The sequence below is a fragment of the Mesorhizobium sp. M1066 genome, assembly GCF_040318635.1.
Lineage (GTDB): Bacteria > Pseudomonadota > Alphaproteobacteria > Rhizobiales > Rhizobiaceae > Mesorhizobium.
Window position 1 is genome coordinate 1 of the sequence record NZ_JAMYMR010000023.1, and the last position, 20,097, is coordinate 20,097.

Below are 20,097 nucleotides of genomic sequence, written 5' to 3' on the forward strand. Positions count from 1 at the left end.
CCCGCCCTCCCCCCTAGTCGATAGCGTTTACCTCTACCATCTCCCCCCCCCCCCCCGCCCCCGCCCCCCCCCCCCCCCCCCCCCCCCCCACGCCGAAATTTTGGCGACCGCCTTGCCGCCGCCCTGGACCTATGTCGCCACGGCGCAAGCCTATGATGACGAGATGCATGAACGCATCGCGTTGCACCTATCGCGGCGCGGCGAAGGCTGGACGACCATCGACGCACCGCTCGATCTCGCCGGGACGCTTGCCGCCTTGCCGGACGATCGGCCGGTGCTTGTCGACTGCCTGACGCTGTGGCTGACCAACCACATGCTGGCCGAACGCGATTTCGAGCTGGAATGCCGGCGATTGACGGAGGTGCTGTCGCGGCCGCGCGGGCCCTGGTTCGTGGTGTCCAATGAGGTCGGACAAGGCATCGTGCCGGACAATGCACTGGCGCGCCGCTTTCGCGATGCCGCCGGCCGGCTCAACCAGCAGGTCGCCGCCGTCGCCGATACGGTGCTGCTGATGGTGGCGGGGCTACCGCTCAAGGTGAAATGACATGACCGACATCGACGATAAGGACGAAGAACGCCACCGCGCCAAGATGGCCAAGCGCAAGGCGGTGCAGGATGCCGAGGTGGCGAGCAAGACGGTCGAGAAGGGATTGCTGATCGTCAACACCGGTCCCGGCAAGGGCAAGACCACGGCTGCTTTCGGCCTGGCGCTGCGCATGCTCGGCTACGGCAAGCGTGTCGGTGTCGTCCAGTTCATCAAGGGCAAATGGCACACCGGCGAGAAGGATGCGTTTGCTGCCTTCGGCGACCGCGTCGTCTGGCACGCGATGGGCGAGGGGTTCACCTGGGAGACGCAGGACCTGAAGCGCGACATCGCAGCCGCCGAAGCCGCGTGGGTCAAGGTGCTCGAACTGATGGCCGATCCGTCGATCAGCCTGCTGGTGCTCGACGAACTGAACATTGCGCTACGCTACGACTATCTCGATCTCGACAAAGTGGTTGCGGCGTTGAAGGCGCGGCGTGAGGGCCTGCATGTCGTGGTCACCGGCCGCAACGCCAAGCCGGCGCTGATCGAGGCGGCCGACCTCGTCACCGAAATGGGCGTGACCAAGCACCATTTTTCCGCGGGCGTGAAGGCCCAGCAGGGGATCGAGTTCTGAGAGCTGTTGTCCCCTTCTGTGGGTAGGCCGTTCAAGTCTGGTCGCCAGCGCTCTCAGCGAGGCTCCCTTCCTTTCCCTCCGGAGGGGGGAAAGGTGGCGCTGCGAAGCAGCGACGGATTGGGGGACGGCGATTATCGAACGCGCGGCCGCAGACTGGCAGGCGCGACCCGGCGGATGCGAAAACGCGACTGCCGAGCTGGTCGACCCCCACTCCGTCCCGGCTTCGCCGAGCCACCTCTCCCCCGATCGACGGGGGAGAGGAAAGGCGCGAACCTGTTGCAGCACGGCTCCCTTCCTCCCTTCGGGAGAGAACTCACGAGGCGGTGAGGTCACGCCAGAATGACGATGATCGAAACCAACCCGAACAGGGCGATCAGCAGATAGTCGGCAACGCGATAGAGTTTCAGCGCCTGCCTGATGTCGAGGCTGTCGGCTTCGCGCCGCCCACCTTCGCCCATGAAGACGTCGTCGACCAGGACGCCGCCGTAGCTGCGCGGCCCGGCGAGCGCCAGGCCGAGCGCGCCGGCCATCGCCGCTTCCGGCCAGCCGGCATTGGGTGAGCGATGTTTTTTCGCGTCGCGCAATACCGCATGCCAGGCATTTTTCGCATCAGCGCCTTTGACGAGGAACGCCGCCAGCACGATCAGCAGTGCCGTCAGCCGCGACGCCGGCAGATTGATCCAGTCGTCGAAGCGCGCCGCTGCCCAGCCGAACGCCTCGTGGCGCGGGGTGCGGTGGCCGATCATCGAATCGGCGGTGTTGGCGGCCTTGTAGGCGGCGCCGCCGGCCAGGCCGCCGACGCCGGTCCAGAAGGCTGGGGCGACGATGCCGTCAGAGAAATTCTCGGCCAGGCTCTCGATCGCCGCGCGGCAGACGCCGGCCCTGTCGAGCGTTTCAGGGTCGCGGCCGACGATCCGCGAAACGGCAACGCGGCCCAAAGCCAGGCCGCCCGTGTCGAGCGCGTCAGCCACCGCCTCGACATGCTCATAGAGGCTCTTTTGCGACAGAAGCGACGTTGCCAGAAGGGCCGTGATGACGAGGCCCATGGGAACGAACCAGAACAGGATCTGCACGCCCAGGCCAATTATCGCCGGCACCAGCACGATGACCAGCAGCGCCTGGACACCACGCTTGCGACGCAGCGCGTCGGGATCAGTGGCGCGGTTGAGCCTGTGGTCGAGAAAGGATATCAGCCTGCCGAACCACGTCACCGGATGGCCGATGGCGCGAAACAGCCAATCGGGGTAACCGAGGGCGAATTCGACGGCCAATGACAGGAAAGCGATCAGGACTGACATGAAGCTTCTTGAAGGAGCGGTGGACCATGGTGGAAGTCTTGGCCGGGCGAGGGCGCTTTTCCCCAACGCCCTGCTGCCTTTCGTCGACCTCTCGACTGGTATCAATCCGCACTCCTACCCGCTTTTCGACCTGCCCGCCACCTCGCTGTCACGGTTGCCGGAAGCCGCGCGCACGCGCGACCTGACAGAGATCGCGGCCAGTACGTACGGTGCGCCGTCTCCAGCCAACGTCGTGTCGGCGCCCGGCACGCAGATCCTGTTGCCGCGCGTCGCCTCGCTGATCAGCCCCGGCAAGGCGCTGGTGCTGGGTCCGACCTACGCCGAACATGCCCGCGCCGCCGCGATCGCCGGGCACGCGGTGACCGAGGTCGGCGATTTCGCTGACCTGGCGGACGCCGACCTTGCCATCATCGTCAATCCGAACAATCCGGATGGACGCATCATCGAGCGCGACCGGTTGCTGGCTCTGGCTGCCGGATTGCGCGCCAAGGGCGGGCTGTTGGTTGTCGACGAGGCGTTCATGGATGTTGGGCCGCGCGAGCATGGCCTCTGCGGCGATGTCGGCCAGGGCGGCGTCGTCGTGCTGCGCTCGTTCGGCAAGTTCTTTGGTCTGGCCGGCCTGCGGCTCGGTTTTGCACTTTCCGATGCTGTGACGGTCGAACGGCTGGAAACACAATTCGGGCCATGGGCCGTCGCCGGCCCGGCGCTGGAATACGGCATCCGCGCGCTTGCCGATATTGGCTGGCAGGACGCGATGCGGACGGCGCTGGCTGATGAATCGGCGCGGCTCGATGCGCTGTTCGGCCGCTTCGGTATTCCCGTCGTGGGCGGCACCACGCTGTTCCGTTTTCTTCGCCTGCCGCATGCCGCCGATTTGTTTGCCGCGCTCGGCGAGCGCGGCATCCTGCTTCGCCATTTTGCCGATCGGCCTGACGTTCTGCGCGCCGGCCTGCCGGGGAGTGAGGAGGAATGGCAGCGGCTCGAGACCGTTCTTGCCGAATGGGCGTCGCGGCGCGAGCATCAATCGAAGGGTTCGAAACAATGATCCATGTCTGTTCGCTTGCAAAGATCGAGGAAACGGTGGCCAGGACCGGCGCCGACCGCATGCTGTCGCTGCTTGCCGCCGGAACGGCGGTGGTCCGTCCGCCGTCGATCGCCCGAGAAAACCATCTGCATCTGGTCATGCATGACATCGCGGCGGCGCAGGACGGCATGACCATGCCGGGCGAGGAGCATGTCCGTAACTTACTCGATTTCGCGCGCCGCTGGGACCGGGCAAGGCCGATGCTCGTGCATTGCTATGCCGGCATCAGCCGCTCGACGGCTTCGGCCTATATCATCGCGGCCGCATTGGCGCCGAAACGCGACGAGGCCGAACTGGCGCGGACGCTGCGGGCGCTGTCGCCCTCGGCAACACCCAATCCGCGACTGATCGCGGTGGCCGATGCGTTGCTTGATCGCAACGGTCGCATGATCGAGGCGATCGAATCGATCGGCCGCGGTGCGGATGCCTTTGAAGGCACGCCCTTTGCGCTGAGGATCGACAGCTAGCTGCCCCATGTCATTGTTCGATTATCGAGTGCCTTCATTCGCCCAATCTTCATGCCCGTGGCGTACCCGGACAATGAACACGTCGTCGGCGGCTTCGATCCGGTAGACGATAAGATGGGCTTTGAAGGGATGGATACGCATCGGTGGCCTCAATTCAAGCCGCTCCCGCGCTATTCGGGGGACTGGCAGCGATCAGGTCAAAGATCGTGAACAACTCGTCATGATACTGTCTGGCCTGCACAGCGCCGAACAGGCGCACCCCTTGCTCGGCAATACCGACGATGTCCTCTTCCGCGGCTAAAGAAAGGCGAAATTCCACTACCTATTGCCGGATGGCTTTTCAGCGCGTTTAACCGCCTCCGTGAAAAGCGCGTCCCTGGATCGATTGCCGATGCCACTCTTCAAGCCATCATCGACAAAGCGCTGCATGGCGGCAATCTTGTCGTTGCGCTCCTGATCCCGACGGATCAAATCGCGCACATAGTCGCTCGCGTTGGCGTAACGGCCCGTTTCGGTTTGCGCCTCAACCCAATCTTTCATCGGGTCGGGCAATGATACGTTCATCGTTGCCATACTGGCCTCCATATCCCGTCCAGTATGGTCCATTTTGGCAAAGTTTGTCAAAATCTCTTGTGCGGAAATCGCTTGTGCAAAAGCGTGATTGTCTGATCCGCCCTCCGTCGCCTGTTTGTTCAAGAGGACAGCGTTTGCCTTTCGATGCCAGACCACTGGTTTGGAGGCTACGTCAACCAGTCCGCGAGCTTCGCCTTGCGCACATCCCCCAGCAGGCTGATGAACCCGTCGGCCTGATATTCTGCCGTCAGCCGGCCCTTCTCCGCCGTCGCGATGCTGGCATCGCCGACGACGCCATTCGGGTTGAGATCGCCAGCGATCCAGGCAAAGGCGTGGGTGCCGGTGTGGCGCAGCAGCGAGAATTCCTTCTCGGCCTTGGCGACATTGGAAACGAAATTGTCGGCCTTGCCCATGTCGACGAGGTCCGGCCGGAAATGCAGCATCAGCGAGGTCTCGACATCGCCGCCATGGATGCCGTGACGGTCCTCCAGTTCGGTGTACATGCCGGCCGGACGACCAAAACGCTGCCAGCTGGTCTTTACCGCCAGCATCTTTTCACGCACGCGCAGTTCGCGCGTGACAATGCCCATGATCTCTTCGTTGCCGCCATGCGAATTGACCACGATCAGCTTGCGCACGCCGGCGCGCGCGATCGACAGGCCAAGCTCGGTCCAGGCTTCTATCAGCGTGGTTGCCGGCAGAGTGAGGGTGCCCGGCGCGTGCAGATGTTCGTTCGACTTGCCCACTGCCTGGACCGGCAGGATGCGGATGTCGAGATCGTCGGGCAGGCGCGAAATAACCGTGTCGAGCATGCCGTTCATGATCGAAGTGTCGGTAGAGACCGGCAGATGTGGCCCATGCTGCTCGATCGCCGCCACCGGCAGCACGGCGATCGTCGCCTCCGGATCGATCGAGGCGTATTCGGTGGTCCGGTAGTCGCCCCACCACACACGTCTTTTGGGTACGGTCATGTCATGCCTCTTCAATGGTCCGGCAGACCTAGCGCGGCAAGCGCGGTCTGTCGATCACCCGGCCGCGATGGCCTCGACCTCGACCTTGAATTCGGGGCGGGCAAAGCCGGAAACGATCATCAGCGTCGAGGCCGGCGCGGGGCTGGAAAACAGCCGGTCGCGGACATCCATATAGGGCCGCAGATGCGCGCGGTCGGTGACATAGGCGTTGATACGGATGATGTCGCGTAAGCCCAGCCCGGCTTCGCCGAGAATCGCTTCGATGTTGCGGAAGCAGAGTTCGGCCTGCGCGCCGGCGTCTTCGGGAATCTGGTCGTCCGCGGTGATGGCGACCTGACCCGAGCACAGCACCAGCCGCTTGCCAGGCGGTACCTCGACGCCGTGGCTGTAGTGGGCAAAGGGCGGCTTGATCGACTTCGGGGTGAGGAATCTGAACATGGCAATCTCCTGGATGCCGTCAGCCTAAAGCTGGACCCACTACACCTTCAAGATGGCGGTGCATGTTGCCCGGGCGATTGTGGACAGCCGTTCAAAAAATAGGCACGATGCCTTTCGTACAGCATGACCCGTCCGCGCTTGGCATGGCAACGTCTTTCAAGCGGGCGGCCCCGGCGCCAGACGCCGGTGGCATGTGTCTTGCTTCTTGAATCTTTGGTGTCGAGCCTGGCGCGTGGCGCGCCGGAGCAAACAGAGGGTGGTGTCGATGTACGGAAAACAGAAGATCTCGGTGGCGGTTGTGGCCCTGCTTGCAGCCAGCACGCTGGGTGCTGCTGCGAATGAGAAAGTCACCTTCGGCACCAACTGGTTGGCCGAGCCGGAGCATGGCGGATATTACCAGTCCGTGGCGGACGGCACCTATGCCGCCTGCGGCCTCGACGTCACCATTATGCAGGGCGGTCCGCAGGTCAGTGGCCGGCCGATGCTGCTGGCCGGCAAGATCGATTTCTACATGGGCGGCAATCTGCTGTCGGCTTTCGATGCCGTGCAGCAAGGCATTCCCATGCGGGTGGTGGCGGCGGATTTCCAGAAGGACCCGCAGGTCATCATGTCCCATCCCGGCGAAGGGCTCGACAAATGGGAGGACCTGAAGAACGCCGACCAGTACATATTGGGTGACGAGGGCGTGCAGACCTTCTTCCAGTGGATGGTCATCGAACTCGGCTTCGATGCCTCCAAGCGCGCGCCATACACCTACAACACCGCTCCCTTCCTCGCCAACAAGAAGTCGATCCAGCAGGGCTACGTCACCTCCGAGCCGTTCGCGGTCAAGAAGGAGGGCGGCTTCGTGCCGAACCAGTTCCTGCTCGCCGACTATGGCTGGGACACCTACTCTACGACGATCGAGGTGATGCAGGACACGATCGACAAGAAGCCGGAGGTGGTCCAGTGCTTCGTCGATGGCTCCGCCAAGGGCTGGTACAAATATCTCTACGGCGACAACAAGGCCGCCAACGACTTGATCAAGAAAGACAATCCCGACATGAGCGACGAGCAGATCGCGTTCTCGATCGAGCAGATGAAGAAGTTCGGCCTGGCCGATTCCGGCGACACCGAAAAGCTCGGCATCGGCGCCATGACCGACGAGCGGATCAAGAGTTTTTACGACAAGATGGTCAAGGCCAAGGTCACGCCAGCCGGCATCGACATCAAGAAGGCCTACACGCTGACCTTCATCAACAAGGGCGTCGGGCTCGAGCTGAAGAAATAGGCCGGTCCCCGCATGATAAGGGAAAAAGTGGCGCCAGCGCCGGCTGTGTCGGGTACGGCCCCGACGCTTCTGGCGCTGCGCGGCGTCGGCAAGGTATTTTCCAACGGCGTGACGGCGCTCAGCGACGTCGACCTGACCATCCGGGAAGGCGATTTCCTCAGCCTGCTCGGGCCGTCGGGGTGCGGCAAGTCGACGGCGCTGCGGCTGATCGCCGGCCTGTCGACGCCGACCTCCGGCGTGCTCGACTGGCGCGGCGGCGGCTCGCTTGACCGTTCGAACATCGGCTTCGTCTTCCAGGAGCCGACGCTGCTGCCCTGGGCCAATGTTTTCGACAATGTCTGGCTGCCGCTTCGGCTGAAAGGCATTTCGCGCGCCAAGGCGACACCGGCGATCACGGAGATGCTGGCGCGGGTGCACCTGACCGGTTTCGAAGACGCGGTGCCGCGCGAACTGTCCGGCGGCATGAAGATGCGCGTCTCGATCGCACGCGCGATGGTGACCAAACCGCGCGTGCTGTTGATGGACGAACCGTTCGCGGCACTCGACGAGATCACCCGCTTCAAGCTCAACAACGATCTGCTGGAGCTGTGGCAGGACGAACGCTTCACCGTCGTCTTCGTCACCCACAGCGTCTTTGAAAGCGTGTTCCTCTCCAACCGCGTCGTCGTCATGGCGGCGCGTCCGGGCAGGGTGTTCGACGAACTCGCCATCGAGGCCTCCTATCCGCGCGACGAGGCGTTTCGCACCTCGCCCGACTATGCGGCACTCTGCCGTCAGGCCTCCGACGTGCTGGTCCAGGCCATCAATTCAACAGCAGGCGCGCATCATGACGGCCATTAACGAGCGCGTGCTCGAACTCGACCCCGAGGAAGCGCGCCGCGTGCGCCAGGAGCGGTTCGAACGGATCGGCCGCTGGGTGCTGCCGCTAACGATCATGATCCTGGCGATCTGGCTGTGGGATCGCATCTGCGTCTGGAACGAGATCCCGCAATACATCCTGCCGCGCCCGGGCGTGGTGCTGTGGACGCTCTACAACGACGCCGGCCTGCTGTTTTCCTCGCTGCTGGTGACCTTGCGCATCACCTTCCTCAGCCTGGCTCTGGCGGTCGTCGGCGGGGTCGGGCTGGCGGTGCTGTTCGCGCAATCGAAATGGGTCGAAATGTCGTTCTTCCCCTTCGCCATCGTTTTGCAGGTGACGCCGATCGTGGCGATCTTTCCGCTGATCAATATCTATGTGAACGACCAGACGACCAAGCTTCTGCTGTGCGCCTGGATCGTCGCCTTCTTTCCGATCCTGTCCAACACCACGCTTGGCCTCAACTCCGTCGACCGCAATCTGCGCGACATGTTCAAGCTCAACGGCGCGACGCGCTGGCAGCAATTGCGCTATCTCAGGCTGCCGGCCGCGATGCCCTATTTCCTCGGCGGGTTGAAGATCGCCGGCGGCCTGTCGCTGATCGGCGCGGTGGTGGCCGAGTTCGTCGCCGGCACCACCGGCCAGTCGTCCGGGCTTGCCTCGCGCATCATCGAGGCCGGCTACCGGCTCAACGCGCCGCGGCTGTTCGCGGCGCTGTTCCTGATCTCGTTGACCGGCATTTTGATCTTCCTCGTGCTGTCGCTGATTTCGCATCTCATTTTGCGGCGCTGGCACGAAAGCGCACTGAAGCAGGAGCGCTAGGCCCTTGATTCCGAACACAGGTTCATACCGGCTCGCCAATGTCAGGCTTCACGCGTCCCTGACCCCAGGCCTTGGCGCTGCTCTCGACAGGGATGGCTTTGCGCTTGCCGACGTCACTATCGCAGACGGCAAAATCGCAGGCATTGCCGCCCACGGTCGTGCAGCGCCTGCTGATGCCGTCGATCTTGGCGGCCGCATCGTGCTGCCATGCTTCGTCGACAGCCACACGCATATCGACAAGGGCCATATCTGGCCTCGAAAGCCCAATCCCGACGGCACGTTCATGGGCGCGCTGAATGCCGCCGGCGCCGATCGTGTGGCACGCTGGAGCGCCGAGGACGTTGCGAAACGGATGGATTTCTCGCTGCGCTCAGCCTACGCGCATGGCACCAGGGCGCTGCGCACGCATCTCGACAGCGTCGCGCCGCAGGAGGAAATCTCCTGGCCGGTGTTCGAGGCGATGCGCGAGACATGGCGCGGCCGCATCGAGTTGCAGGGCGCCTGTTTGCTCGGCATCGAAGGCGTGCGCGACAAAAAGTGGTTCGACAGGCTGGCAAAGAGGGTTGCCGCGGCAAAGGGCGTGCTCGGTGTCGTCACCTATATGGTGCCGGACCTCGAAGAACTGCTCGACCATGTCTTCGCGCAAGCCATCAAGCATGGCCTCGATCTCGATTTCCATGCCGACGAGACCGACGATGTTTCCGCCATATCGCTGAAGAAGATTGCAGAGGCCGCGCTCTGGAACGGCTTCGAGGGCAATATCCTCGTCGGTCATTGCTGCTCGCTGGCGCGCCAGCCGGACCTCGATGTGCTGGACACGCTGGACAAGGTGGCGAAGGCGGGGCTGGCCGTCGTGTCGCTGCCGATGTGCAATCTCTATCTGCAGGATCGGCGCGGCAACCAAACCACGCCGCGCTGGCGTGGCGTGACGCTGCTGCATGAGATGAAGGCGAGGGGCATTCTGGTGGCGGTCGCATCCGACAACACGCGCGACCCGTTCTATGCCTATGGCGATCTCGACATGCTGGAGGTCTACCGCATGGCGACGCGCATCCTGCACTTCGATCATCCGGTCGCCGACTGGCCGCAAGCAATCACCGCGACGCCCGCCAAAGTGATGCGGCTTGACGGCTTCGGTACGCTCGCCGCTGGTGGCGATGCCGATTTCATCGTGTTCAAAGGTCGAAGCTGGACGGAATTGCTGTCGCGGCCCGAATCGGATCGCATCGTCGTGCGCGCCGGACGCGCAATCGAGCGGCAATTGCCCGATTATGGCGAACTCGACGAACTGATGGTGGAATGATGGATGTTTCGGCGCTCAAACGCGATCTCGAAGGCCTGAAACTCGACGACAATCCAGCCATCGTCCAGCAGAAGAGCCGTGACTTCTACTGGTACAGCCCTGTGCTGAAGCAGCAGCTCGACCATGTCATCGGCGATTTGATCGTGTCGCCGAAGACCGAGGCCGAATTGATCCGCGTGCTTGCCGCCTGTCATCGGCATGGCGTGCCGGTGACGCCACGCGGCAGCGGCACCGGCAATTATGGCCAGGCGATGCCGCTCTCCGGCGGCGTCGTGCTCAACCTTGCCGAGATGAATGAGATCAAGTCGATCGCGCCGGGTCGCGTTGTGACCGGACCGGGGGCCATTCTGGCCGACATCGACAAGGCAACGCGGGCGCATTCCGGGCAGGAGCTGCGGCTGTCGCCGTCCACTTACAACACGGCCTCGATCGGCGGCTTCATCGCCGGCGGTTCGGGCGGCGTCGGTTCGATCAATTTCGGCGGCCTGCGCGATTTCGGCAACGTGCTTCGCCTGCGCGTGGTGACCATGGAGGCCGAGCCGAAGGTGCTCGAACTCACCGGCGAAGATCTGCACAAGGTGACCCATGCCTATGGCACCAATGGGATCATATCAGAGGTCGAGATGCCGCTGACGGCAGCCTATGACTGGGTCGATGTCATCGTCGGCTTCGACGCCTTCATGGACGCCGCCCGCTTCGGAAATGCGCTGGCCTGCCAGGACGGCATCCTGACCAAGCTGATCACGCCGATAGCGGCACCCGTGCCGCAGCTCTATTTCAAGCGGCACCAGAAATTCCTACGGGAAGGGCAAAGCGTCTGTGTCGTCATGGTGGCGCAGCATGGGCTGGATGCCTTTCTGGCCTTCACCCGGCGCGCCGGCGGCGAAGTGATCTTTAACGCCGCGACCGCGACGCCGGAGGAGAAAAAGGGCCTGCCGCCGGCCTATGAATTGGCATGGAATCACACGACGCTGAGGGCGCTGCGCGTCGACCCTTCGATTACCTATCTGCAATCGCTCTATCCGTTTCCCAACCAGCTGGCGCTGGTCGAAAAGATGGACGGGATGTTTCCGGGCGAGGTTTTTTCGCATCTCGAATTCGTGCGGCTCGATGGCAACATCACCTGCTTCGGCCTGCCGCTGGTCAAGTTCACCACCGAAGCGCGGCTCGACGAGATCGTGCGGCTGCATGAGGCGAATGGCTGCCCGATCTTCAACCCGCATCGCTACACGCTGGAAGAGGGCGGCATGAAGCAGACCGACGCGGTGCAGCTCGCCTTCAAGCGCGAGACCGATCCGCAAGGCCTGCTCAACCCCGGCAAGATGATCGCCTGGGAGAACCCGGACTATGACTACCGGTCGGGCCGGACCTTTTTGTTCAAGGGGCTGCAGAGGGTGGGATGAGGAGAGGTTTGCGCTTGAGTACCCCCCTCTGTCCTGCCGGACATCTCCCCCGCAAGGGGGGAGATTGGCAGCCTTTGAGTCGCGACCATTCTGCGGCGTCGACAGTTAGCGAAAGCGATACGGCAGTCCGATCTCCCCCCTTGCGGGGGAGATGCCCGGCAGGGCAGAGGGGGGTGCCTCGCACTGACCTTGCGGATATTCCCCTGTGAACATCCTCGTCCTTTACGCCCATCCGGTCGAGACCAGCTTCAATGCCGGCCTGCACCGCATGATCGTAGAGCGGTTGACGGCGGCGGGCCATACGGTCGATGACTGCGACCTCTACGCGGAGGATTTCGATCCGCGGATGACGCGGCAGGAAAGGCTGGGCTACCACAATCAGCGCGGCGCCGCTGACGCTGCCGCGCCTTATGTCGAACGCCTGCTGCGCGCCGATGCGCTGGTGCTTTCCTATCCGGTCTGGAACTACGGCTTTCCAGCGATCCTGAAAGGCTTTTTCGATCGCGTCTTCCTGCCCGGCGTGTCGTTCAAATTGGTCGACGGCAAGGCGCAGCCGTCGCTGCACAACATACGCAAGGTTGCCGCGGTGACTACCTATGGCGGCAGCCGGTTCCGCGCCATGCTGATGGATGATCCGCCGCGCAAACTGATCAAGCGCATGCTGCGCGCCACCGTCAAACCGGGCGCACCGGTGAGCTATCTTGCACATTATTCGATGAATCTGTCGACCGACAGCACGCGCAAGACCTTCATGGCCAAGGTCGCGGCACGCATGGATGCCTTCTGATGCGCGCGCTGGTGGTCTACTGCCATCCGGTGCCGGACAGCTTCTGTGCGGCAATTCGCGACACCGCCATCGACGTGCTGATGCGACGAGGCTGGGAGGTGCGGCTGCTCGACCTCTATGCCGAGAAGTTCGACCCGGTGATGGGCTGCGACGAGCGACGCTCCTACAATGACCAGGCGCCGCAGGACCCGGCGCTGAAGCCGCATTTCGAACTGCTCAACTGGGCCGAAGCGATCCTGTTTGTCTATCCGACCTGGTGGTACGGACTGCCGGCGATGCTGAAGGGCTGGCTCGACCGGGTGTGGGCGACGGACGTCGCCTTCAAGTTGCCGGCCGGCAAGGGGCGGATCAAGTCGCTGATGACGCATGTAACCAAGGTCGGCGTCATCACCACCTGCGGCGCCCCGACCTGGTGGAGCATCGTCGTCGGCCAGCCGGGACGCAAGACCCTGCTGCGCGGCATGCGGGCGCTATGCGCGACGCGCTGCCGGACGTTTTTCCTGGCGCACTATTTGATGGATGCCTCGACGCCGGCAACGCGGGCGGCGTTTCTGGCGAAGGTGCGGGCGAAGCTGGAGCGGTTTTGAGAAGCGGGGTCTCGTAGGGCGCTATCCCCACCCCGTCCCGCAATCTCCGCTCCGCTCCGACCGCGAGCCGACCCTCCCCACAAGGGGGAGGGTAAGAGGCGCTACATCCTTGTCCGCTCCGATTTCGGATCGTACATCGGCTTCAGCGAGGCTTCCGCCGCAAAGCGCTCGCCGGCGATCTCGATCTCGTAGGTTGAGGCCAGCACATTCGCCTCGCTCTCGCCTTTGCAGGGCACATAGCCTAGCCCGACTGCGCCGCCGAGATGATGGCCGTAATTGCCTGAAGTGATCGGGCCGACGATCTTGCCGTCGCGCAGGATCGCCTCGTTGTGGAAGAGCAGGGGCTCTGGATCCTTCAGGCGGAACTGGACGAGCCGGCGTGACAGGCCGGCTTCCTTCCTGCGCAGCACGGCATCGCGGCCGATGAAGTCGCCCTTGGCGGTCTTCACCGCGAAGCCGAGGCCGGCTTCCAGCACATTGTCTTCATCGGTGATGTCGTGGCCGAAATGCCGGAAGGCCTTTTCGATGCGGCAGGAATCCAGCGTGTGCAGGCCGCAAAGCTTCAGGCCGACACCCGCACCTGCCTCCTCGATCGCCTCGAAGACATGGGCCGCCTGATCAGTCGAGACATAGAGTTCCCAGCCGAGTTCGCCGACATAGGTGACGCGGTGGGCGCGGGCCAGGCCCATGCCGACCTCGATTTCCTGGAACGTGCCGAACGGATTTTTATCATTGGAAAAGTCGTTGGGGCTGACCTTCTGGATCAGCTTTCTTGCGTCCGGGCCCATCAGGCAGAGCACGCTTTCGGCCGCCGTCACGTCGGTGACGACGACGAACTCGTCGGCGACGTGCTTGCGCAGCCAAGCCAGGTCGCGCTGCAGTGTGGCGCCGGGGACGACGAGGAAGTAGGCGGTTTCCGACAGCCGCGAAACCGTCAGGTCGCTCTCGATGCCGCCGCGCTGGTTGAGCATCTGGGTGTAGACGATCTTGCCCGGCGCGACGTCCATGTCGTTGGCGCACAGTCTTTGCAGGAAGTGCCGAGCGTCGCGGCCCTCGACACGGATTTTGCCGAACGAGGTCATGTCGAACAGGCCGACGCCATTCCTGACCGCGAGGTGTTCTTCCCGCTGGTTGTCGAACCAGTTCTGGCGCTTCCAGGAATAGCGGTATTCGCGCTCCTGGCCCTCGCGTGCGAACCAGTTGGCGCGCTCCCAGCCGGCGACTTCGCCGAAAACGGCGCCGCGCGCCTTCAGATGCTCGTGCAGCGGCGAACGCCTGACATTCCGCGATGTCGCCATCTGCCGGTAAGGAAAATGGTCGGCATAGAGCAGGCCGAGCGTTTCGGAGACGCGTTCCTTGAGATAGCGCCGGTTCTTCTGGAACGGCTGGGCGCGGCGGATGTCGACTTCCCACAGGTCGAAGGGAGCTTCGCCGTCATTGATCCACTGCGCCAGCGCCATGCCTGCGCCGCCGGAGGAGACGATGCCGATCGAATTGTAGCCGGCCGCCATCCAGTAGCCGGACAGTTCCGGCGCCTCGCCGAGATAGTAGCGGTCGTCAGGCGTAAAACTCTCGGGACCGTTGAAGAAGGTGTGGATGCCGGCGGTCGCCAGCATAGGCATGCGGTTGACGCCCATTTCGAGGATCGGCTCGAAATGCTCCATGTCCTCGGGCAATTGATCGAAGCAGAAATCCTCGCTTATGCCGTCCATGCCCCAGGGTTTTGCCACCGGCTCGAAAGCGCCCAGCATCATCTTGCCGGCGTCCTCCTTGTAGTAGGCGCACTCGTCCGGCACCCGCAGCACCGGCAGACGGGTGAGGCCGGGGATCGGTTCGGTGACGAGGTAAAAATGCTCGCAGGCGTGCAGCGGGATGGTGACGCCGTTCTGCGCTCCCAGTGCGCGTGCCCACATGCCGGCGCAGTTGACGACGATGTCGGCCTCGATCGTGCCTTGCTCTTCGCCCTGTGCCCAGGAGACGCCGCTGACGCGGCCGGCCTTGGTATGGACCTTGGTGACCTTCACATTCTCGACGATGGTGGCGCCGCGCTGGCGCGCGCCCTTGGCCAGGGCCATGGCGATGTTGGCGGGGTCGCATTGGCCGTCGAGCGGCAGATGAACGGCGCCGACGACATCGGAAACATTGAGATGCGGGTACATCTCGCTGACTTCCCTGGGCGAAATCTCGCGGACATCGACATCGAAGGCACGCGCCAGCGACGCTTGCCTGTAGATCTCGTGCTTGCGCTCCTCGGTCAGCGCTACGGTGATCGAACCGACCTGGCGCATGCCGGTGCCGACCTCCGTCTCGGCTTCCAGCTTGACGTAGAGGTCGGCGGAATATTTCGCCAGCCGCGTCATGTTCTGCGAACCGCGCAGTTGGCCGATCAGGCCGGCGGCGTGCCATGTCGTGCCCGACGTCAGCTGTTTGCGTTCGAGAAGCACGATGTCGGTCCAGCCGAGCTTGGCCAGGTGATAGGCGACCGAACAGCCGGAAACGCCGCCGCCGATGATGACCGCTCTTGCTTTGGCGGGAACTGCCTTGGCGGTCATGCTGCCTCGCGACGGTAGCTGGAAGCAAAGCGGCGCAGACGAAGTGCAGCTTCCTGCAGCACGGGTTCGGGCTGGCAGAGGCTGATGCGAATGTGGCCGGCGGCCGCCTCGCCGAAGCTGGAGCCGGGCATCACGCCAACCTTTTCGTTGTCGAGCAGGGCCCAGGCGAATTTCTCGTCGTCCGGTTCGACGGCCGAGATGTCGAGCATGACATACATGCCGCCCTCCGAACCGCGCACGGTGACATCGTTCATGCCCCGCACGGCGTCGAGCAAGACGGTGCGGCGTGCCGCGTAACGTTCGGCGATCTCCTTGACGCCGTAACGGTTCTCCAGCGCCTCGGAACAAGCGATCGAGATGAAGGCCGGCAGGCCGTAGGTCGTCACCAGATTGAGATTGATCATGAGCGTGATCATCTCCTCCGGTCCCGTCAGCCAGCCCATGCGCCAGCCGGTCATGCCGTGGCTCTTGGACATCGAATTGATGACCAGCGTACGCTCGGCCATCCCTGGCAGCGAGCGCGGCGAGACGTGCTCGCCGCCGCCGAGCGTCCAGTAGACTTCGTCCGACAGAAGCCAGAGGTCGTGCTCCCGGCAGACTTCTGCCAACTGCTCCAGCCGCTCGCGCGAATAGACAGCACCTGTCGGATTGTTCGGCGTGTTGATCAGGACGGCGCGCGTGTTCGGCCGGATTGCCGCGCGGATCATGTCGGCACGCGGCTGGAAGCCATCCTCGGCCGGTGTCTCGACGACGGTGAACTCAGCGCCAGCAGCGCTGAACGTGTTGGGATAGGTGGCATAATAGGGCGCCACGACGATGGCGTGATCGCCCTGGTCGAGCACGCCCTGCACGGCGGCGTAGAGTGCGGCCTGGCCGCCCGGCGTGGCGATCACCTGATCCGGCGACGTTTCGACGCCGGTGCAGGCGCTCGAGGCCGCCGCCATCGCCCTGCGCAGGCGCGGCAAGCCGGGAAGCGGGGTGTAGTGATGATTGCTGCCGCGAACCGCGGTCACACAGGCTTCGATCGTCGGCGAGGGCGTGTCGAAATCATGGTCGCCGACCGACAGCATGATGATGTCTTCGCCGGCCTCCTTGCGCGTCCAGGCGGCGAAATGGACTTCCCAGCCGTCCTTGCCCGAAGGCACGATGCCGGAAATACGCGATGATGGTCTAGGCATGCAAAACTCCCGAAATTTCGTAGCCGGCCTGTTCGAGCCGGTCGCGCAGGGCGGCGATGTGCGGCGGTCCGACTTCGCAGCAGCCGCCAACGATGCTTGCCCCGGCCTCCACCCAGCCGATCGCCTGGTCGGCATAAGCATCCGGGCCAAGGTCGTGACGGGCGTGCAGCACATCGACGGTGCCGCCGTGCTTGAGTGCTTCGGTTGAAGTGAAGCCATTGGCGTAGGCGCCGACCGGGCCGCCGAGGTCGATCAGTTCAGGCAAAGCCGCGGCGATTGCTTCCGGCCGGCAGCAATTGACCAGCCGCGCGGCGACTGCCAGGCCATCGAGCGCGCCTGCCGCGGCGGCTATTGTCTCGCCGCTGCGCAGCCGTGGCTTGCCGTGGTCGGCCAGCGTCCACGACACCCATACCGGCTTGCCGCTTTCCGATGCCGCGGTGACCGCCGCGCGGGCTTCGTCCGCCGACGCCATGGTTTCACACAGGAACAGGTCGACGCCATCGGCCTGCTCGGCAACGATGCGGCGGTAAATATCGAGCGTGTCCTCGAAGGAAATGGTCAGTGCCGGTGCATAGCTGCCGAAAAGCGGCGACAGGCAGCCGGAGATGGCTGCATCGCCGGCCTCGTCGCGGGCCTGCCTGGCCAATTCGATGCCGCGCTTCTGCAATGGCTTGAAGAGGTCTTCCGCGCCCTCGCGCGCCAGGCGTTCGGGTGTCGCAGAATAGGTGTTGATGGTGATCACGCGGGCGCCGGCACGGATGAATTCCGCGTGCAGGTCGCGCACCAGATCCGGTTCGTCGATCAGCACCCTGGCCGACCATAGCGGCGTCGGCTCGGACTTGCTGCGGCGGACCAGTTCCTGGCCCATCCCGCCATCGGTGAGGATGATTTTCTTCATGCGCGCAGCCTTTCGTTCTTCGGATCCCACAGCGGTTCATCCTTCTGCACGATCGCCTGAAAGCGGTCACCGAAGATTTCGACCTCGACTGATGTACCTGGTTCGGCCAGGTCGGCGCGCAGCATGCCGAGTGCGATCGATTTGTCGACCCGGTGACCCCAGCCGCCCGACGTGGTCTCGCCGACGATCTTGCCGTCGTGCCAGAGTGTAGAAACTGACGGAGCGTCGCAATCGCCGGGGTTTTCCACCACCAGTGTGACGAAACGCTTCTTCACGCCTTGCTGCTTTTCGTTCTGGAGTGCTGCCTTGCCGCGGAAGTCGGGCTTGTCCCATTTGACGAAGCGCTCCAACCCGCCCTGCAGGATCGAATAGTCGGTCGACAGGTCGCCCTTCCAGGTGCGGTAGCCTTTTTCGAGTCTGAGTGAATCCAGCGCATACATGCCGAACGGCTTCAGCCCATGCTGTTGTCCCGCCGCGCAGATGGCATCGAAGATGGCGGCGGTGTCGTCGATCCTGGTGTGGATTTCCCAGCCGAGTTCGCCGGCGAAGGACACGCGCACAAGCTTCGCCCAGCGGCCGGCGATCTTGGTTTCCTGATGCGTCAGCCATGGCAGAGTGAGGTCGGCTTCGCAGACATCAGCGAGAATTTTTCGCGAGTTCGGGCCAGCCAGGATCTGGGTCGAGAATTCCTCGGTCCGGTCGATCAGCCTGAACGGCGTATCCTTGGGCATGCGCGATTTCAGCCATTCGAAATCATGCCATTGCGCGACCGCCGCGGTGATCAGCGTCATCAGGTTATCGTCGTGGCGCACCACGGACATTTCGGTGACGATGCGGCCCTTGTCGTCGGCGAAATAGGCCAGGCCGATGCGGCCTGGCTTCGGCACCAGCCCAGTGACCTGCAGGCTCAGCCATTCGGCGGCACCCGGGCCTTCGAGGTTGAAGCGCGAGAAGCCCGGCAGGTCCAAAATGCCGGCGGCATCGCGCACGGCCAGGCATTCTTCACGCACACGATGGTGCCAGGGTCCTTCGCGGCGGAAGGTCAGCGTCGCTTCCTCTGAAACATCATCGCCCTCTTGCGCATACCAGGTGGCGCGCTCCCAGCCATTATAGGCGTCGAAGCGGCCGCCGAGCGCCTTGATGCGATCGTGGATCGGCGACAGCTTGCGGTCGCGGCCTTCCGGCCAGGCATGGCGCGGGAACTGGATGGCGTATTCATTGCCGTAGATCTCCATGCCCTTGGCGACGCAATAGTCCGGCGCCGCGGCAAAGGAGGTGAAGCGGCGCGGGTCGCATGACCACATGTCCCATTCGGTCTGGCCTTCTGTCACCCATTCGGCCAGCACCTTGCCGGCGCCGCCACCCTGGGCAATGCCGAAGGTGAAGACGCAGGCCTCGAAGGCATTGGGAACGCCGGGCATCGGGCCGATCAGCGGATTGCCGTCCGGCGTGTAGGGGATCGGGCCGTTGATGACCTTGGACAGGCCGGCGGTGCCAAGGATCGGCACGCGGGCGACGGCATCGGCCAGATAATGTTCCAGCCGGTCGAGGTCGTCGGGGAACAGCTGGAAGGAAAAATCCTCCGGCATCGGGTCGTTGTGGGTGGCCCAATGCGCGCGGCAATTGCGCTCATAGGGGCCGAGATTCATGCCGTTCTTCTCCTGGCGAAGATAGTAGGAGGTGTCGACGTCGCGCAGCAGCGGCAGTTTCTTCCCCTGTTCCTTCGACCATGCCGCCAGTTCGGGAATCTCCTCGAACAAAATGTACTGATGGCTCATCACCATCATCGGCACGTCGCGGCCGAACATCCGGCCGACTTCGGCGGCGCGGTAGCCGGCGGCATTGACGACGATCTCGCAGCGGATCTCACCTTGTGCCGTCTCGACCACCCATTCGTCGTTCTCACGGCGCACGCCTGTGACCGGGCAGAAGCGGATGATCCTCGCGCCCATGTCGCGCGCACCCTTGGCCAGCGCCTGGGTGAGCTGCGCCGGATCGATGTCGCCATCGCTTGGGTCGTAAAGTGCGCCTTTCAGGTCATGCGTCTCGATGAAAGGATAGCGGCGCTGGATCTCGTCGACACCGACAATGTCTATGTCCATACCCTGGTAGAGGCCCATGCCCTTGGCGCGCTGAAATTCCTGCATGCGCTCTTTCGTGTGGGCAAGGCGCAGCGAGCCGGTGACGTGATAGTTCATGGGATAGTCGACCGCGTCGGCCAGCCCGCGATAAAGCTCGGTCGAATAGCGCTGCATGTTCATCAGCGACCAGGACGAGGAGAAGGTCGGCACGTTGCCGGCGGCATGCCAGGTCGAGCCGGAGGTCAACTCGTTCTTTTCGAGCAGCACGCAGTCGGTCCAGCCCGCCTTGGCGAGATGATAGAGCGAGGAGGTGCCGACGGCACCGCCTCCGATGATCACCACGCGCGCCGTGCTCGGCAAACCCGCCAT

The 20,097-nt window shown here is 63.7% G+C and carries 19 protein-coding genes and 1 pseudogene; 11 read left to right on the forward strand and 9 right to left on the reverse strand.

Going from position 1 to position 20,097, the window contains the following annotated elements; all coding sequences use genetic code 11:
• Nucleotides 1–97 precede the first annotated feature (97 nt).
• Nucleotides 98–544 carry a bifunctional adenosylcobinamide kinase/adenosylcobinamide-phosphate guanylyltransferase gene (locus NKH52_RS23830; protein ID WP_352734086.1) on the forward strand — a complete coding sequence of 149 codons (447 nt, stop codon included), beginning with the start codon at nucleotides 98–100 and terminating at the stop codon, nucleotides 542–544.
• 1 nt (nucleotide 545) lies between these two features.
• The gene (cobO, locus tag NKH52_RS23835; protein WP_352733960.1) at nucleotides 546–1,160 is read left to right on the forward strand and encodes a cob(I)yrinic acid a,c-diamide adenosyltransferase; all 615 of its coding nucleotides are present in this window, start codon (nucleotides 546–548) and stop codon (nucleotides 1,158–1,160) included.
• A 329-nt stretch (nucleotides 1,161–1,489) separates the two neighbouring features.
• On the opposite strand, the gene cbiB is transcribed toward cobO, so the two are convergent.
• On the reverse strand, nucleotides 1,490–2,458 hold the full coding sequence (gene cbiB, locus NKH52_RS23840) for an adenosylcobinamide-phosphate synthase CbiB (RefSeq protein ID WP_352733962.1): 969 nt from the start codon (nucleotides 2,456–2,458) through the stop codon (nucleotides 1,490–1,492).
• Between cbiB and cobD the strand changes: the two genes are divergently transcribed.
• Nucleotides 2,457–3,503 carry a threonine-phosphate decarboxylase CobD gene (gene cobD, locus NKH52_RS23845; protein ID WP_352733964.1) on the forward strand — a complete coding sequence of 349 codons (1,047 nt, stop codon included), beginning with the start codon at nucleotides 2,457–2,459 and terminating at the stop codon, nucleotides 3,501–3,503. The genes cbiB and cobD overlap by 2 nt on opposite strands.
• Complete coding sequence (locus tag NKH52_RS23850; RefSeq protein WP_352733966.1) at nucleotides 3,500–4,009, forward strand: tyrosine phosphatase family protein; 510 nt, start codon at nucleotides 3,500–3,502, stop codon at nucleotides 4,007–4,009. Before cobD ends, NKH52_RS23850 begins: the two co-directional genes overlap by 4 nt.
• 21 nt (nucleotides 4,010–4,030) lie before the next feature.
• Here the strand turns inward: NKH52_RS23850 and NKH52_RS23855 are convergent.
• The 4 genes and pseudogenes from NKH52_RS23855 to NKH52_RS23870 all read right to left on the reverse strand — a co-directional run bounded on the left by NKH52_RS23855 (nucleotide 4,031) and on the right by NKH52_RS23870 (nucleotide 5,991).
• Nucleotides 4,031–4,328: pseudogene (locus NKH52_RS23855) on the reverse strand (type II toxin-antitoxin system RelE/ParE family toxin).
• The gene (locus tag NKH52_RS23860; RefSeq protein ID WP_023812358.1) at nucleotides 4,328–4,582 is read right to left on the reverse strand and encodes a type II toxin-antitoxin system ParD family antitoxin; all 255 of its coding nucleotides are present in this window, start codon (nucleotides 4,580–4,582) and stop codon (nucleotides 4,328–4,330) included. The pseudogene NKH52_RS23855 and the gene NKH52_RS23860 overlap by 1 nt, the downstream one beginning before the upstream one ends.
• A gap of 167 nt (nucleotides 4,583–4,749) precedes the next feature.
• Nucleotides 4,750–5,553 carry a creatininase family protein gene (locus NKH52_RS23865; RefSeq protein ID WP_352733968.1) on the reverse strand — a complete coding sequence of 268 codons (804 nt, stop codon included), beginning with the start codon at nucleotides 5,551–5,553 and terminating at the stop codon, nucleotides 4,750–4,752.
• 54 nt (nucleotides 5,554–5,607) lie between these two features.
• A complete protein-coding gene (locus NKH52_RS23870) occupies nucleotides 5,608–5,991 on the reverse strand; it encodes a RidA family protein (protein WP_352733969.1) in 384 nt (127 codons plus the stop codon).
• A gap of 265 nt (nucleotides 5,992–6,256) precedes the next feature.
• Between NKH52_RS23870 and NKH52_RS23875 the strand changes: the two genes are divergently transcribed.
• From NKH52_RS23875 to NKH52_RS23905, 7 genes are all read left to right on the forward strand, one after another.
• A complete protein-coding gene (locus NKH52_RS23875; protein WP_127258460.1) occupies nucleotides 6,257–7,261 on the forward strand; it encodes an ABC transporter substrate-binding protein in 1,005 nt (334 codons plus the stop codon).
• 12 nt (nucleotides 7,262–7,273) lie between these two features.
• Nucleotides 7,274–8,101, forward strand: a complete 828-nt coding sequence (locus NKH52_RS23880) for an ABC transporter ATP-binding protein (protein ID WP_352733971.1) — start codon at nucleotides 7,274–7,276, stop codon at nucleotides 8,099–8,101.
• Entirely contained in the window at nucleotides 8,088–8,939 is an 852-nt protein-coding gene (locus tag NKH52_RS23885) for an ABC transporter permease (protein WP_352733973.1), read from the forward strand. Before NKH52_RS23880 ends, NKH52_RS23885 begins: the two co-directional genes overlap by 14 nt.
• 4 nt (nucleotides 8,940–8,943) lie before the next feature.
• Nucleotides 8,944–10,242 carry a cytosine deaminase gene (locus NKH52_RS23890; RefSeq protein ID WP_352733974.1) on the forward strand — a complete coding sequence of 433 codons (1,299 nt, stop codon included), beginning with the start codon at nucleotides 8,944–8,946 and terminating at the stop codon, nucleotides 10,240–10,242.
• The gene (locus NKH52_RS23895) at nucleotides 10,242–11,645 is read left to right on the forward strand and encodes an FAD-binding oxidoreductase (RefSeq protein WP_352734088.1); all 1,404 of its coding nucleotides are present in this window, start codon (nucleotides 10,242–10,244) and stop codon (nucleotides 11,643–11,645) included. Before NKH52_RS23890 ends, NKH52_RS23895 begins: the two co-directional genes overlap by 1 nt.
• A 205-nt stretch (nucleotides 11,646–11,850) precedes the next feature.
• Complete coding sequence (locus NKH52_RS23900; RefSeq protein ID WP_352733975.1) at nucleotides 11,851–12,432, forward strand: NAD(P)H-dependent oxidoreductase; 582 nt, start codon at nucleotides 11,851–11,853, stop codon at nucleotides 12,430–12,432.
• Nucleotides 12,432–13,019 carry an NAD(P)H-dependent oxidoreductase gene (locus NKH52_RS23905; protein WP_352733976.1) on the forward strand — a complete coding sequence of 196 codons (588 nt, stop codon included), beginning with the start codon at nucleotides 12,432–12,434 and terminating at the stop codon, nucleotides 13,017–13,019. The genes NKH52_RS23900 and NKH52_RS23905 overlap by 1 nt, the downstream gene beginning before the upstream one ends.
• Before the next feature lie 101 nt (nucleotides 13,020–13,120).
• Here NKH52_RS23905 and NKH52_RS23910 read toward each other — a convergent pair whose 3' ends face one another.
• Genes NKH52_RS23910 through NKH52_RS23925 form a run of 4 tightly spaced genes read right to left on the reverse strand, consistent with a single transcriptional unit; the run spans nucleotide 13,121 to nucleotide 20,097 of the window.
• Complete coding sequence (locus NKH52_RS23910) at nucleotides 13,121–15,571, reverse strand: GcvT family protein (protein WP_352733978.1); 2,451 nt, start codon at nucleotides 15,569–15,571, stop codon at nucleotides 13,121–13,123.
• Nucleotides 15,568–16,749, reverse strand: coding sequence for a pyridoxal phosphate-dependent aminotransferase (locus NKH52_RS23915; RefSeq protein ID WP_352733980.1), 1,182 nt, complete (start codon nucleotides 16,747–16,749; stop codon nucleotides 15,568–15,570). The genes NKH52_RS23910 and NKH52_RS23915 overlap by 4 nt, the downstream gene beginning before the upstream one ends.
• Complete coding sequence (locus tag NKH52_RS23920) at nucleotides 16,742–17,647, reverse strand: homocysteine S-methyltransferase family protein (RefSeq protein ID WP_352733982.1); 906 nt, start codon at nucleotides 17,645–17,647, stop codon at nucleotides 16,742–16,744. Before NKH52_RS23920 ends, NKH52_RS23915 begins: the two co-directional genes overlap by 8 nt.
• On the reverse strand, nucleotides 17,644–20,097 hold the full coding sequence (locus NKH52_RS23925) for a GcvT family protein (RefSeq protein ID WP_352733983.1): 2,454 nt from the start codon (nucleotides 20,095–20,097) through the stop codon (nucleotides 17,644–17,646). Before NKH52_RS23925 ends, NKH52_RS23920 begins: the two co-directional genes overlap by 4 nt.

Coding starts and splice junctions, on each gene's coding strand:
- NKH52_RS23915 (WP_352733980.1), bottom strand. CDS start 16,749: ATGCCTAGACCATCATCGCGTATTTCCGGCATCGTGCCTTCGGGCAAG.
- NKH52_RS23880 (WP_352733971.1), top strand. CDS start 7,274: ATGATAAGGGAAAAAGTGGCGCCAGCGCCGGCTGTGTCGGGTACGGCC.
- NKH52_RS23905 (WP_352733976.1), top strand. CDS start 12,432: ATGCGCGCGCTGGTGGTCTACTGCCATCCGGTGCCGGACAGCTTCTGT.
- NKH52_RS23920 (WP_352733982.1), bottom strand. CDS start 17,647: ATGAAGAAAATCATCCTCACCGATGGCGGGATGGGCCAGGAACTGGTC.
- cobO (WP_352733960.1), top strand. CDS start 546: ATGACCGACATCGACGATAAGGACGAAGAACGCCACCGCGCCAAGATG.
- NKH52_RS23860 (WP_023812358.1), bottom strand. CDS start 4,582: ATGGCAACGATGAACGTATCATTGCCCGACCCGATGAAAGATTGGGTT.
- cbiB (WP_352733962.1), bottom strand. CDS start 2,458: ATGTCAGTCCTGATCGCTTTCCTGTCATTGGCCGTCGAATTCGCCCTC.
- NKH52_RS23885 (WP_352733973.1), top strand. CDS start 8,088: ATGACGGCCATTAACGAGCGCGTGCTCGAACTCGACCCCGAGGAAGCG.
- NKH52_RS23870 (WP_352733969.1), bottom strand. CDS start 5,991: ATGTTCAGATTCCTCACCCCGAAGTCGATCAAGCCGCCCTTTGCCCAC.
- NKH52_RS23875 (WP_127258460.1), top strand. CDS start 6,257: ATGTACGGAAAACAGAAGATCTCGGTGGCGGTTGTGGCCCTGCTTGCA.
- NKH52_RS23910 (WP_352733978.1), bottom strand. CDS start 15,571: ATGACCGCCAAGGCAGTTCCCGCCAAAGCAAGAGCGGTCATCATCGGC.
- NKH52_RS23925 (WP_352733983.1), bottom strand. CDS start 20,097: ATGGCGGGTTTGCCGAGCACGGCGCGCGTGGTGATCATCGGAGGCGGT.
- cobD (WP_352733964.1), top strand. CDS start 2,457: ATGAAGCTTCTTGAAGGAGCGGTGGACCATGGTGGAAGTCTTGGCCGG.
- NKH52_RS23865 (WP_352733968.1), bottom strand. CDS start 5,553: ATGACCGTACCCAAAAGACGTGTGTGGTGGGGCGACTACCGGACCACC.
- NKH52_RS23895 (WP_352734088.1), top strand. CDS start 10,242: ATGGATGTTTCGGCGCTCAAACGCGATCTCGAAGGCCTGAAACTCGAC.
- NKH52_RS23850 (WP_352733966.1), top strand. CDS start 3,500: ATGATCCATGTCTGTTCGCTTGCAAAGATCGAGGAAACGGTGGCCAGG.